Source organism: Thermus hydrothermalis, assembly GCF_022760925.1.
Classification (GTDB): Bacteria; Deinococcota; Deinococci; order Deinococcales; family Thermaceae; genus Thermus; species Thermus hydrothermalis.
The window spans coordinates 11,902-23,332 of record NZ_JAKTNT010000015.1; the positions used below are offsets into that span (position 1 = coordinate 11,902).

Here is an 11,431-nt window from a genome sequence, read left to right on the forward strand (position 1 = left end):
ATGGCTTCCGTGGCCCGGGTTCTGGTGGTGGAGGACGACCCCGCCGTGGCCAAGGTCCTGGAGCTCGCCCTTAAGCGGGAGGGCTTTTGGCCCCACTTGGCCCGGGACTATGCCTTGGCCCTGGCGGCCTTGGGGGAGGATTGGGACGCCATCCTCCTGGACCTCAACCTCCCTGGGGGGTTTGGCCTGGACCTCCTGCGCCACCTGCGCCAGACCTTGGGGAAGGCGACCCCGGTTTTGGTCCTTTCGGGCCTAAAGCAAGAGCACCACGTGCTGGAGGCCCTGCGGGCGGGGGCGCAGGACTACCTCACCAAACCCTTTAGCCCGAAAGAGCTGATCCTCCGCTTGGGGCGGCATGTGGCGGTCCGGTGAAGGGCTTTACGCCCTGGTAGTCTTCCTGGTGGTCCTCCTCGAGGCCCTGGCCCTCGGGTATTTGGTCTTCGCCTTCACGGCCCGCCTCTTCGGCCTCCTGGGCTACGGGGAGACGGTGGGCGCCCTCCTCTTAGGCCTCGCCCCCACCGGGCTCGCCCTTGTCCTCCTGGGGGCCTATGTCCTCCTTTACCATGCCTACACCGCCTGGCGGGAAGGGGAGGAGGAAAGGCTCCGGGAAAGATACCTGGAGGGGTTCGCCCAGGCCCTCCTGGCGGGGGAAAACCTGCCTCCTCCTCCCTGGCCCAAGGAGGCCTTCGCCGCCCTTTTGGCCTTAAGGGAAAGCCTGGAGGGGGAGTTGGCCCAGGCCCTCCTCCCTTGGCTCCGCCTGGGCCTACCCCGGTGGCGGAGGGCCCTTACGAGCCCCTTCGCTTCCCGGGCCCGCCGCCTCGAGGCCCTGGACGCCCTGGCCCAGGCCCGCCTGCCCGAGGCCTTCCCCCTCGTCCTCCCCTACCTGGCCCACCCGGACCCTGTGTTGCGTCTGGCGGCGGCCCGGGCGGGGGCCCGCCTGGTGGGGGAAGAGGACCTGGAGGCCTTCGCCGAGGCCTTGTTGCGGGCGGCGCTACCCAGAGGGGCGCTTTTGGAGGTTCTCCTCCTTTTGGAGGACCGGGCGGAGCCGGTGGCGCGGCGCTTTTTGCAGGCGGGGGGAGAGGAAGAGGCGTGGGCGGCCTTGGAGGCCTTGGGCCGGCTCAAGCTCCACGGCCTGGCGGAGGCGGTCCTGGGGTTCCTCCGCCACCCCGACCCCGAGGTGCGGGCGGCGGCCATGCGGGCCCTTTGGCGCCTGGAGTACCCCCCCTTGGGGCACGAGGAGGCGGTGCTCGCCGCCTTGGGGGCGGAGGAGGAGTTCTTGCGGCTACAGGCGGTGCGCCTCCTTCCCCTCCTTGGGGGAGCCCTGGCCCGAAGGGCTTTGTGGAAGGCCCTTTCCGACCCTTCCTTCTATGTGCGCCGGGGGGCGGCGGAGGCCCTTAGGGCCTTGGACCCGGCGCTCCTGAAACAGGCGGCCGAGGCCCACCCGGACCCCTACGGCCGGGCCATGGCCAGGCAGGTGGCGGGGGCGTGATGGAGGCGCTTCTTTGGTTCCTTTTCGCTTACCAGGTCTTCGTCCTCTACTACTTCGCCCTCTTGAACCTCCTTTACGCCTACTTCGCCGTAAGCGGCCTCGCCATGGTGGCCCGCTACGCCCGGGAGCTCTCCGAGCTCGCCCTCAAGGACCTTTTGGAGCGGGAGGCTTACCTGCCCGTTTCCATCCTGGTGCCCACCTACAACGAGGAGAAGACCATCGCCGCCTCGGTGCGCTCCTTCCTCGCCCTGCACTACCCGGAGTTTGAGGTGGTGGTGGTGGCGGACGGGCCGAAGGACAAGACCCTCGAGGTCCTGAAGGAGACCTTCCACCTGGTGGCGGTGGACTGGGTGTACCGCCGGGTGCTCCCGAGCAAGCCGGTGCGGGCGGTGTACCGCTCGCTCCTATACCCCAACCTTCTGGTGGTGGACAAGGAGAACGGGGGCAAGGCGGATGCCCTAAACGCCGGGCTCAACTTCGCCCGCTATCCCCTCTTCTGCGCCGTGGACGCCGATAGCCTCCTGGACGCCCAGGCCCTCCTGCGGGCGAGCCGGCTTTTCCTGGAGGACGACCGGGTTTTGGCCGTGGGGGGCACCATAAGGCCCCTGAACGGGGCGGTGGTGCGGGGCGGGGTGGTGCGGGAGATGCGGCTACCCCGGGGCTTCTTGGAGAAAATGCAGGTCATTGAGTACGCCCGGGCCTTCTTCATGGGGCGCGCCGGCTGGAGCGCCATGAACGCCCTCCTCATCATCTCCGGGGCCTTTGGGGTGTTCCGCAGGGAGGAGGCCCTCCGCATTGGGGGTTACCGCACGGACACCGTGGGGGAGGACATGGAGCTCGTGGTGCGCCTCCACCGCCGGGCCCGGGAGGAGGGGCGGGAGTACCGCATCCTCTACACCCCGGACCCCATCTGCTACACCGAGGTGCCGGCGGACCTGGCCACCTTGCGGAGGCAACGGAACCGCTGGCACCGGGGGCTTTGGGAGGTGCTCTGGGCCCACCGGGCCATGCTCTTCAACCCCCGGTACGGGCGGCTGGGCCTCGTGGCCATGCCCTACTTTTTCCTCTTTGAGGCCTTGGGCCCGGTGGTGGAGGTGCTGGGCTACGCCATTCTTCCCGTCTTCTGGCTTTTGGGCCTCCTGAACCCCGAGGTGGCGGTGCTCTTCCTGGCCCTGGCGGTGGGGTACGGGGTGCTCCTTTCCCACCTCGCCGTGGGGATGGAAACCCTGCTCCTCAAGCGCTACCCCCGGCTAAGGGACAGGCTTTGGCTTCTCTTCTTGGGGGTCCTCGAGGCCCTGGGCTACCGCCAGCTCCTCGCCTGGGAGCGCTTTCTCGCCACCTTCCAGGTGTGGCGCAAGCGGGGGGTCTGGGGGGAGATGCAAAGGAAGGGCCTAGAGGCGCCGGAGGGAGAGGGCCACGAGAAGCCGTAGACCCAAGGAAACCAGGATGGGGAGGTGGTAGGGGCTCGGACCCAGGCCGAGGTGGGCGATCCCCCCGGCGAGAAGGCTTCCCCCAAGCCCCCCAAGCCCCAGGGCCAGCCAAAAGAGGGCCAGGTAGCCGCCCCGTACCTCCTCGGGGGCCCGGGCCAGGGCGGCGTTGGCCATGGCGGTGCTTAGGCCGCTCCAGGCCAGGGCGTCGGCCACGGCGGAAAGCCAGATGGGCCAGGGGAAGGTGGGGGAGCCTAGGAGCCACAAAGCGGGCATTAGGGCCCCCACCATTCCCGCCCGGAAGAGGACCACCCCATGCCCCTCCCGGTCCGCAAGCCGGCCCCAGAGGGGGCCAAAGACGAGCCCCGAGGTGGCGGAGAGGAGGGTCCAAAGCCCCACCGCGGCCATGGAGAGCCCGCCCACCTGCACGAAATAAGGCACCACGAAGGGTCCGCCCACCATCACCGCCCCGTACCAGAGGAGGACGCGGCTTAGGTAACGGCGGTAGGCCCGGTCTTGGAAGGCGGCCCGCAAGGCGGCGCGGGGCGGGGGAGGGGAGGGCTTTGGGGGTTCGGTTTGCAGGCGCAAAACCCAAACGGAGAGGAGCCCTGCCCCTACCCCCAGAAGGAGCACCGCCTGGTAACCGGTGGGCGGGGGAAGGGTATCCGCCACCAGGCCGCCCAAGGCGTTCCCCAAGGTGCCCACCAGGCCCAAGAGGGCGTTGCGGAAGCCGAAGTAACGGCCCCGCCTTTCTGGGGGCACGAGGTCCGCCATCCAGGAAAGCCAAAGCACCCCCACCGGGGCGGCGAGGAGCTGGGAAAAGGCGGCGAAAAGGAGGAGGCCCGGCACCCTTAGCCCTTCGGGCAAGAAGGGGGAGAGGATGGCGGGCACGAAGAGGAGGCGGGAGGCCAGGTTAAGCCGCACCGCCCAAGCCTTCCGGCTTCCCCGGAGGAAGGGGGCCAGGGGGGCCGTGAGTTGGGCCAAAAAGGGCAGGGCCCCCAGGAGGGCCAGGGCCAAGGGCGGGGCCCCTAGGGCCAGGGCGTACCCCGTGACGAGGACCCCGGTGCTCCAGTTGAGGAAAAGGACGGCCAAGGTGCCTTCCCAGAGGGAGAGGCGGAGGGAGCGGTCGGGTTCCACCCGCCCATTATCCTTGAACCGGGTAAAATCTCCCCCATGGAGACCGCCATCACGAGGATGTTGGGCATCCGCTACCCCATCGTGGCCGCCCCCATGTTTTTGGTTTCCGGGGCCAGGCTCCTTTTGGCCGTGGCCGAGGCGGGGGCCATCGGGGTCATCCCTAGCCTCAACTTCCGCACCCACGCCGCCTTTCGGGAGTTCCTGGAAACCTTCCCCCAGGGGGTTCCCTTCGGCGTGAACCTCATCCTTAAGAATAACCCCCGCCTCGAGGAGGACCTGGAGGCCGTGGCCGAGCGCAAGGTCCCCTTGGTGGTCACCTCCTTGGGGGACCCCACGCGGGTGGTGGAGAAGGTCAAGGCCTATGGGGGCGTGGTCTGGTGCGACGTGGTGGGCTTAAGGCACGGCAGGAAGGCGGTGGAGGCGGGGGCCGACGCCCTGGTGGCCGTGGCGGCGGGGGCCGGGGGGCATGCCGGGGGCGTTAGCCCCTTCGTCCTCGGTCCCTGGCTGAGGGAGGAGCTGGGGGTCCCCGTCCTCATCGCCGGGGGGATCGCCACGGGGAGGCAGCTCCTCGCCGCCTTGGCCCTGGGGGACGGGGCCTACATCGGCACCCGCTTCATCGCCACCCTGGAGTCCGAGGCCCCCTTGGACTACAAGGAGTCCCTTCTCCGCGCCACCCCTGAGGACATCCAGTACACCCCCGAGGTGACCGGGGTGCCCGCCAACTTCCTCAAGGAGTCCCTGGAGCGCTTCCGCCAAGGCGGGGGGAAGGCCTGGAAGGAGGTCTACTCCGCCGGGCACGGGGTGGCCTTCATCCGGGATATCCCCTCGGCCAAGGAGGTGGTGGCCCGTCTGGTAAAGGAGTACGAGGAGGCGAAGCGCCAACTGCCCTAAAAGGCTTGGTTCCTGGATAAGGCCCCGCATGGGGGCAGTGGGGGAGGGGGTTATGCGGGCGTGGATGGGGCTCCTTGCCCTCTTGGGGCTAGCCTTGGCCCAGTACGACCTGGTGGTTTACGGGGCCACCCCGCAAGGGGTAACGGCGGCGGTGGCCGCAGCCCAGGAGGGGCTCAAGGTGGCCTTGGTGGAGCCCGGCCGGGGCGTGGGGGGCGTCCTTACCCAGGGCTGGCTCGCCACCTTGGACCTGGCCAAGGATGGGGAAGGCCTTCTCCAAGGGGGGCTTTTCCGGAGGTTTTACCGCCTTGTGGGGGGCGAGGCTTCCTTTGACGTGAGACGGGCGGAGGAAGCCTTCCTTGCGATGCTTCGGGAGGCGGGGGTGGAGGTGCGCCTCGAGGAGCCCTTGGACGGCGTGGAGGTGGAGGAAGCGCGCCTTCTCGCCCTGAAGACGCCCAAAGCCGCCTACCAGGCCCCCTACTTCCTGGACGCCAGCGACACGGCGGAGCTGGCCTTCCGCGCCGGGGCCTCCTTCACCTTGGGCCGGGAGGACACGGGGCTAGACCGGCGCACCATGGCCGCCACCTTGGTTTTCCGCCTGGAAGGGGTGCCTTGGGGGGCGGTCTTCCTGGCCCTCAACTACGAGGGGCAGGTGCGGCGCACGGGGGCTGGGGCCTGGGGGCGGAGCGGCTGGGGCTTTGGCGAGCTGGTGCGGGGGTATACGCCCTCCGACCCTGGCCGTTACGCCTTAAGGGGCCTGAACCTGGCCCGGCAGGATGACGGGAGCCTCCTGGTGAACGCCCTTCTCCTTTTCGGCCTGGAAGGGCTAGACCCCGCGGATCTGGAACGCAGACGGCAGGAGGCGGCTTTGGAAGCGGAGCGGGTGGTGGCCTTTCTGCGGGAAAAGGACCCCTTGCTCTTCGGCACCGCCCGGCTTGCGGGGGTAGCCCCGGCCCTTTACCTGCGGGAAAGCCGCCACCTCAAGGCCCTTTACCGCCTGCGGGCGGAGGAGGTCCTCCTGGGCAAGGACTTTCCCGACGCCGTGGCCCTGGGCGGCTACCCCCTGGACGGCCAGGCCTACTTTCCCGGGGAGACCCCCTACCTCCTAGGGACCCCGGCGCCCTATGGCGTCCCCTTCCGCACCCTCGTCCCCAGGGAGCTCGCCAACGTGCTGGTGGTTTCCCAGGCGGCGGGGTTTGACAGCGTGGCGGCCTTCTCCGCCCGGGTGGTTCCTTTGCAGATGGCCTTGGGGGAGGCGGCGGGGGTGGCGGTGGCCCTTCTACGGCTTGCCCCCCAGGCGGGGCTTATGCGGGTGCCCCTGGGGAGCTTCCAGGAGTTCGCCGCAAGCCCAAGCGCCCTCGAGGCCCTGCGCAAGCGGCTTTTGGAGCGGGGGGCCCGGCTTTCCTCCAAGGAGAAGGGCCGGGTGGAGGCGGAGGGAGGGGCTTACCGGGAGGCGGTGCGCCTTTTGCGGCGGGGGCTTTTCGCCGGGCCTTACTACCTCAAAGGGAGCCTGGGCCTTGGGGAGCCCATGTTGCTGGGCGACTTCCTGGCCAACCTGGAGCACTACTACCGGGCCAAGGGGCCCGAGGAGCGCCTGAGGGTGGTCCTCAAGGCCAGGGAGCTTTACCGGGAAGAGTTGCAAAAACCTATGCGACGCCCCCTTTTGAACGCCCTCCTCCAGGCCCTGGGAGAAGCCCCGGTCCCCGGGAAGGAACGGGTGAGCCGGGGCGAGGCGGCCCGGCTCCTCTTCCGCCTTCTGCCATAATGGCCTAGGGTGCTTGCGGTCCTGCTCCTTCCCGAGTTCTCCGAGCTGGAGGCCGCCCTTGGCCTCGAGGCGGCCCGCCGTCTAGAGATCCCCGCCTACACCGTGGCCAAGGGCAGGAAGGGGACGCCTGGGCTTGCGGGGTCCGTTTGGACCCCTACCTACGCTTTCCCGGCGGCCCCAAAGCCCAAGGCCCTCCTCATCCCCGGGGCTAGGAGGCCTAAGCGGGTAGCCGGGGACCCCGCTTGGCTGGCCTTCTTGGAAGAGGTGTGGGGGGATTTGGAAGCTGTCTTCGTGGGCTTCAACGCCCACCTCTTTTTGGCGGAGGCGGGAAGGCTTCCCCTGGAGGTGGCGGCGGGGGGAGAGGTGGCCCAGGACCTGGCGCGGATGGGCTATCGGGTGCGGGAGGGGGTTTTCTGGAAGGTGGACAGGGTCTATTCCTCCCAGGGGGGGCTCGCCCTCCTTCCGGCCATAGAAGACTGGGCTCAGAAAGCGGTTGTGCTTTAAGTTTGAACTGGAGTACACTAAACCCATGTCCGTCCGGGAATACCAAAAGAAGCGCCGCCGGGACCGCATCTTCCAGGCGGCCATGAAGCTTTTCCGCGAGCGGGGCTTCCAGGAAACCACCGCCACGGACATCGCCAAGGCGGCCCACGTTTCCCGGGGCACCTTCTTCAACTACTTCCCCTACAAGGAGGCGGTGTTGCTGGAGTACGGCGCGCAGCTTTTGGAATACGCCAAAGCAGAGGTGCGCCGCTACCTTTCCCAGGGCATGGATCCTCTGGAGGTGCTTTATCAGCTCTTCAACGAGCTTGCCCGGTACACCAAGGAGGAAAAGGGGCTCCTGTTGCCCCTTCTTTACGAGCTTCTCAATCCGGACCCCGTACGGGCCAGGGCGGCTTTTGAGGCGCTTCCTTTAGGGGATCTTATCGCCGAGGTGTTGCGCCCTTTGCAGGAAAAGGGGGTTGTGCGGCGGGACCTTTCTCTGGAGCGAATGGGGCGGACCCTGGCTGACCTGTACTTCCTTGCCGCCTTGCGGTGGGCTGCCTATACGCCGCATCGCGATTTGACCGTGGAGTTGGAGCGGTCGCTGCGCTTGGCTTTAGAGGGAATCCTTACCCGTCAGGGTGTCCCGGCTGCGGAGGCCTAGGGCGCGATGCGCTACACCTTCCTGACCCTTTTCCCCGATTTGTTGCGGCCATGGTTTCGGGAGTCTCTTATCGGCAAGGCGTTAGGGCGAGGACTTTTGCAGGTGGAGGTGGTGGACCTGCGGGCCTTCGGCCTGGGGCGTCACCGGAGCGTGGACGACACCCCCTATGGGGGCGGGGCCGGGATGGTGATCCGGCCCGACGTGGCTGTGGCCGCCATTGAGTCCGTCCTGCCCGCGGACGAGGTCATCCTCCTCACGCCGGCGGGGGAGCCCTTTACCCAGGAGGTGGCGGAGGAGCTGGCCCATAAGTCCCACCTGGTCCTCCTCTCGGGCCGCTACGAGGGGTTTGACGCCCGGGTGGAGGCCTTCGTCACCCGGACGCTCTCCATCGGGGACTACGTCCTCATGGGGGGGGAGGTGGCGGCCTTGGCGGTGCTGGAGGCCACGGCCCGCCTCCTTCCGGGGGTCATCGGCGACCCGGAGAGCCACCGGGAGGACTCCTTCGTGCGGGGGCTTCTGGACTACCCTCATTACACGCGCCCCCCCGAGTTCCGGGGGTTAAGGGTGCCGGAGGTCCTCCTCACGGGCCACCACCAGGAGGTGGAAAGGTGGCGCCGGCGGGAGGCCCTAAAGCGCACCCTGCTCCTTAGGCCGGAGCTCTTGCGGCGGGCGAGGCTTGGGGCCCTCGAGGCCACCTGGCTTGCGGAACTGGACCGGGAGGAATAGACTAGAGGCTGTTGCCCACGAACCCTTGAAGGGTTCCTCTGGGACGGAGGCCGAGCATGAACCGAGGAGCGCTTCTTAAGGTGGTGGAATCCCGTTACACCCGCACCGACCTGCCCGAGTTCCGGCCGGGCGACACCGTGCGGGTGGCCTACCGGGTGAAGGAAGGCAACCGCACCCGCATCCAGAACTTTGAGGGCATCGTCATCAAGGTTAAGCGGAACGGGTACAACTCCAGCTTCACCGTGCGCAAGGTGAGCTATGGGGTGGGGGTGGAGCGCATCTTCCCCATGAACTCCCCCCTGATTGACAAGGTGGAGATCGTGCAGCGGGGCCGGGCCCGGCGGGCCAAGCTCTACTTCATCCGGGAGCTCTCCGAAAGGGAGATCCGCCGCAAGCTCCGGGCCGACCGCAAGCGCATCGGCCAGGACCAGGAGCGGGCCAAGGCGGCGGCCCAGGCCGAGGCCCAGGGCGGGGCAGAGGAGTAAGGGGGTCTTCCGCCGGGGGGCGGCTATGCCGCCCCCTTTCACTTCAAAAAGCCCAGGGCCCTTGCCCGCTCCAGCGCCTCTACCCGGTTTTTGGCCAAGAGCTTGCCGTAAAGGCTTTCTAGGTGGTCCTTGACCGTGTCGGGGGAGAGTCCGAGGAGGCGGGCCATCTCCTTCACGGATAGCCCTTGGGCCAGGAGGTGGAGCACCTCCCGTTCCCGGGGCGTGAGGGGGGGGAGGTCCGGGGGGGTTAGCTTTTCCTCGCCCCGCGCCACCTTGAGGAGGCGGTGTTTCAGTTCGGGGGCGGAAAGCTCCTTGGAGAAGTAGGCGTCGGCCCCCGCCCGCCAGGCCTCCTGGACCAAGGCGGGCTCCTGGTAGGTGGTGAGGAGGGCGAGAAGGCCCCGGTAGCCCTTCGCCCGAAGCTGTCTCACCACCTCCAGGCCGTCCAGGCCGGGAAGCCTCAGGTCCAGGAGCGCCGCGTCCGGGTTTAGGGCCAGGGTCTTTTCCAGGGCCTCCAGGCCGTCCTGAGCCTCGCCCACCACCTCGAGGCCCTGCGCCTCGAGGCCTGCCCTCAGGCCCAGGCGGAAGAGGGGGTGGTCGTCGGCGATGAGGAGGCGCACGTTCCTTAAAGACTATACTGGACGCATGGCCCTCACGCTTAACCGCCTGGCGGAGCTTTCCGGCCGGGCTTCGGAACACGTCCTTAAGGAGGAAGTGGAGGAAACGGGCCTAGCCCCCGAGGCCATTTTGGCCAAACTGGCGGAGCGCCTTAGCGTCATGCGGGACTCCATTCGCCGGGGCCTGGCCTCGGACGCCCCCAGCGTGGCAGGGATGGTGGGGAAAAACGCCAAGACGCTTTGGGAAGCGGAAGACCCCCTAAAGGACCCTCTCTTGAAGCGGGTCCAGGCCTACGCCATGGCGGTGAACGAGGAGAACGCCCGCATGGGGCGCATCGTGGCCGCCCCCACGGCGGGGAGCGCCGGCACCCTGCCCGGGGCCCTTTTGGGGGTGGCGGACCACCTGGGCATTCCCGACGAGAAGCTCCTCATGCCCCTGGTCCTGGCGGCCGGGGTGGCCAAGATGATCAGCCGGGTCATCCACATCGCCGGGGCGAGCGGGGGGTGCCAGGCGGAGATCGGTGCTTCCGCCGCCATGGCCGCCGCCGCCGTGACGGAACTCCTTGGGGGAAGCCCCGAGGCCTCGGCCCACGCCGCCGCCCTGGCCCTTCAGAACACCCTGGGCCTCGTCTGTGACCCCGTGGGGGGGTTCGTGGAGGTGCCCTGCGTGATGCGGAACGGCTTCTACGCCGTGCACGCCGTGAGCGCTGCCTCCATGGCCCTGGCGGGGATAAGGAGCGTCATCCCCCCGGACGAGGTGGTCTTGGCCATGGCAGGGATTGGCCGCCTCCTCCCTCTGGAGCTCAAGGAAACGGGCCTTGGCGGCCTGGCCGATACCCCCACGGGGCGCAAACTGGCCGAAGAGGCCCTCAAGAAAGCCCCCTAGCGGGCGGTCCAGCCCAGGTCAATGGGGAAGACCGCCCCTGTGATGGCCCCCGCTTTCTCCGAGGCCAGGTAGAGGGCCAAGGCCGCCACCTCCTCGGGCTCAATGAGGCGCTTGATGGCGGCCTGGGCCAGGAAGACCCGCTCCACCACCTCCGCCTCCGGTATGCCCAAGGTCCGCGCCTGGTCGGCCACCTGGTTTTCCACCAAGGGGGTGCGCACGTAGGCCGGGGCGATGGCGTTTGCCGTGACCCCATAGGGCCCGGCCTCCAAGGCCACCGTCTTGGTGAGGCCGATAAGCCCGTGCTTGGCGGCGATGTAGGCGGATTTGTAGGGGCTTGCCACCAGGCCGTGGACGCTGGCGATGTTGAGGATGCGGCCATACCCTCGCTCCTTCATGCCCGGCAGAAGGGCCTGGATGAGCTGGAAGGGGGCGGTGAGCATCACCTGGAGCATCCTCTGCCAGGTTTCCAGGGGGAAGGCCTCCACGGGGTCTATGTGTTGGAAGCCGGCGTTGTTCACCAGGATGTCGGCGCCGAAGCGGGCCGCCTCCCGCCCCAGGGCGGCCACCTGTTGGGGATCCGCCAGGTCGGCCTGGAGGTAGACCCCGCCTAGCTCCTCTGCGAGGGCGCTTGCATCCCTTACGTCGTGGACCAGGACCTTGGCCCCTTCCCGGGCGAAGGCCTCGGCGATGGCGCGCCCGATGCCGCTGGCGGCGCCCGTGACGAGGACCGTCTTGCCTGCGAAGCTATCCATCTCCTCGTTGCCTCCTTGGGCTATCCTACATCGGGTAGACCGCGCGTATCCGGAAGCGCCTCGTGCAAGGGGTTTCCCCCTTGGCAAAGGGAACCCGGGCCCACACGGGGCCCGG

General features: G+C 68.4%; 13 protein-coding genes. 10 read left to right on the plus strand and 3 right to left on the minus strand.

Going from position 1 to position 11,431, the window contains the following annotated elements; translation table 11 throughout:
* The first annotated feature begins 9 nt into the window (after positions 1-9).
* From L0C60_RS09670 to L0C60_RS09680, 3 genes are read left to right on the plus strand one after another with little or no spacing between them, the layout of a single operon-like run.
* Entirely contained in the window at positions 10-372 is a 363-nt protein-coding gene (locus L0C60_RS09670) for a response regulator transcription factor (protein WP_234505430.1), read from the plus strand.
* Positions 356-1,489 (plus strand): HEAT repeat domain-containing protein, encoded by a 1,134-nt coding sequence (locus L0C60_RS09675; RefSeq protein WP_234505433.1) that lies wholly within the window; start codon positions 356-358, stop codon positions 1,487-1,489. Before L0C60_RS09670 ends, L0C60_RS09675 begins: the two co-directional genes overlap by 17 nt.
* Positions 1,489-2,919 carry a glycosyltransferase family 2 protein gene (locus L0C60_RS09680; RefSeq protein ID WP_234505437.1) on the plus strand — a complete coding sequence of 477 codons (1,431 nt, stop codon included), beginning with the start codon at positions 1,489-1,491 and terminating at the stop codon, positions 2,917-2,919. The genes L0C60_RS09675 and L0C60_RS09680 overlap by 1 nt, the downstream gene beginning before the upstream one ends.
* On the opposite strand, the gene L0C60_RS09685 is transcribed toward L0C60_RS09680, so the two are convergent.
* Positions 2,881-4,053, minus strand: a complete 1,173-nt coding sequence (locus L0C60_RS09685) for an MFS transporter (protein WP_234505440.1) — start codon at positions 4,051-4,053, stop codon at positions 2,881-2,883. The two genes, L0C60_RS09680 and L0C60_RS09685, sit on opposite strands and share 39 nt — an antisense overlap.
* A gap of 36 nt (positions 4,054-4,089) precedes the next feature.
* Between L0C60_RS09685 and L0C60_RS09690 the strand changes: the two genes are divergently transcribed.
* Genes L0C60_RS09690 through rplS form a run of 6 tightly spaced genes read left to right on the plus strand, consistent with a single transcriptional unit; the run spans position 4,090 to position 9,064 of the window.
* A complete protein-coding gene (locus tag L0C60_RS09690) occupies positions 4,090-4,944 on the plus strand; it encodes an NAD(P)H-dependent flavin oxidoreductase (RefSeq protein ID WP_234505443.1) in 855 nt (284 codons plus the stop codon).
* Between the two features lie 52 nt (positions 4,945-4,996).
* Positions 4,997-6,706, plus strand: a complete 1,710-nt coding sequence (locus tag L0C60_RS09695; protein ID WP_234505446.1) for an FAD-dependent oxidoreductase — start codon at positions 4,997-4,999, stop codon at positions 6,704-6,706.
* 9 nt (positions 6,707-6,715) lie between these two features.
* A complete protein-coding gene (locus L0C60_RS09700) occupies positions 6,716-7,210 on the plus strand; it encodes a type 1 glutamine amidotransferase family protein (protein ID WP_234505449.1) in 495 nt (164 codons plus the stop codon).
* A 25-nt stretch (positions 7,211-7,235) separates the two neighbouring features.
* Positions 7,236-7,853 carry a TetR/AcrR family transcriptional regulator gene (locus L0C60_RS09705; RefSeq protein ID WP_234505451.1) on the plus strand — a complete coding sequence of 206 codons (618 nt, stop codon included), beginning with the start codon at positions 7,236-7,238 and terminating at the stop codon, positions 7,851-7,853.
* 6 nt (positions 7,854-7,859) lie between these two features.
* The gene (gene trmD / locus L0C60_RS09710; RefSeq protein ID WP_234505454.1) at positions 7,860-8,579 is read left to right on the plus strand and encodes a tRNA (guanosine(37)-N1)-methyltransferase TrmD; all 720 of its coding nucleotides are present in this window, start codon (positions 7,860-7,862) and stop codon (positions 8,577-8,579) included.
* A gap of 56 nt (positions 8,580-8,635) precedes the next feature.
* The gene (rplS, locus tag L0C60_RS09715) at positions 8,636-9,064 is read left to right on the plus strand and encodes a 50S ribosomal protein L19 (RefSeq protein WP_234505457.1); all 429 of its coding nucleotides are present in this window, start codon (positions 8,636-8,638) and stop codon (positions 9,062-9,064) included.
* A 38-nt stretch (positions 9,065-9,102) separates the two neighbouring features.
* Here the strand turns inward: rplS and L0C60_RS09720 are convergent, their stop codons facing one another.
* Positions 9,103-9,681, minus strand: a complete 579-nt coding sequence (locus L0C60_RS09720) for a response regulator transcription factor (RefSeq protein ID WP_234505460.1) — start codon at positions 9,679-9,681, stop codon at positions 9,103-9,105.
* Positions 9,682-9,706: 25 nt separating this feature from the next.
* On the opposite strand from L0C60_RS09720, the gene sdaAA reads away from it, so the two are divergent.
* Positions 9,707-10,564, plus strand: a complete 858-nt coding sequence (gene sdaAA, locus L0C60_RS09725; RefSeq protein ID WP_234505463.1) for an L-serine ammonia-lyase, iron-sulfur-dependent, subunit alpha — start codon at positions 9,707-9,709, stop codon at positions 10,562-10,564.
* Here sdaAA and L0C60_RS09730 read toward each other — a convergent pair.
* Positions 10,561-11,316, minus strand: a complete 756-nt coding sequence (locus L0C60_RS09730; protein ID WP_234505466.1) for a 3-hydroxybutyrate dehydrogenase — start codon at positions 11,314-11,316, stop codon at positions 10,561-10,563. The genes sdaAA and L0C60_RS09730 overlap by 4 nt on opposite strands.
* Positions 11,317-11,431 lie beyond the last annotated feature (115 nt).

Coding starts and splice junctions, on each gene's coding strand:
- L0C60_RS09675 (WP_234505433.1), top strand. CDS start 356: ATGTGGCGGTCCGGTGAAGGGCTTTACGCCCTGGTAGTCTTCCTGGTG.
- L0C60_RS09680 (WP_234505437.1), top strand. CDS start 1,489: ATGGAGGCGCTTCTTTGGTTCCTTTTCGCTTACCAGGTCTTCGTCCTC.
- L0C60_RS09690 (WP_234505443.1), top strand. CDS start 4,090: ATGGAGACCGCCATCACGAGGATGTTGGGCATCCGCTACCCCATCGTG.
- L0C60_RS09695 (WP_234505446.1), top strand. CDS start 4,997: ATGCGGGCGTGGATGGGGCTCCTTGCCCTCTTGGGGCTAGCCTTGGCC.
- L0C60_RS09705 (WP_234505451.1), top strand. CDS start 7,236: ATGTCCGTCCGGGAATACCAAAAGAAGCGCCGCCGGGACCGCATCTTC.
- trmD (WP_234505454.1), top strand. CDS start 7,860: ATGCGCTACACCTTCCTGACCCTTTTCCCCGATTTGTTGCGGCCATGG.
- rplS (WP_234505457.1), top strand. CDS start 8,636: ATGAACCGAGGAGCGCTTCTTAAGGTGGTGGAATCCCGTTACACCCGC.
- sdaAA (WP_234505463.1), top strand. CDS start 9,707: ATGGCCCTCACGCTTAACCGCCTGGCGGAGCTTTCCGGCCGGGCTTCG.
- L0C60_RS09730 (WP_234505466.1), bottom strand. CDS start 11,316: ATGGATAGCTTCGCAGGCAAGACGGTCCTCGTCACGGGCGCCGCCAGC.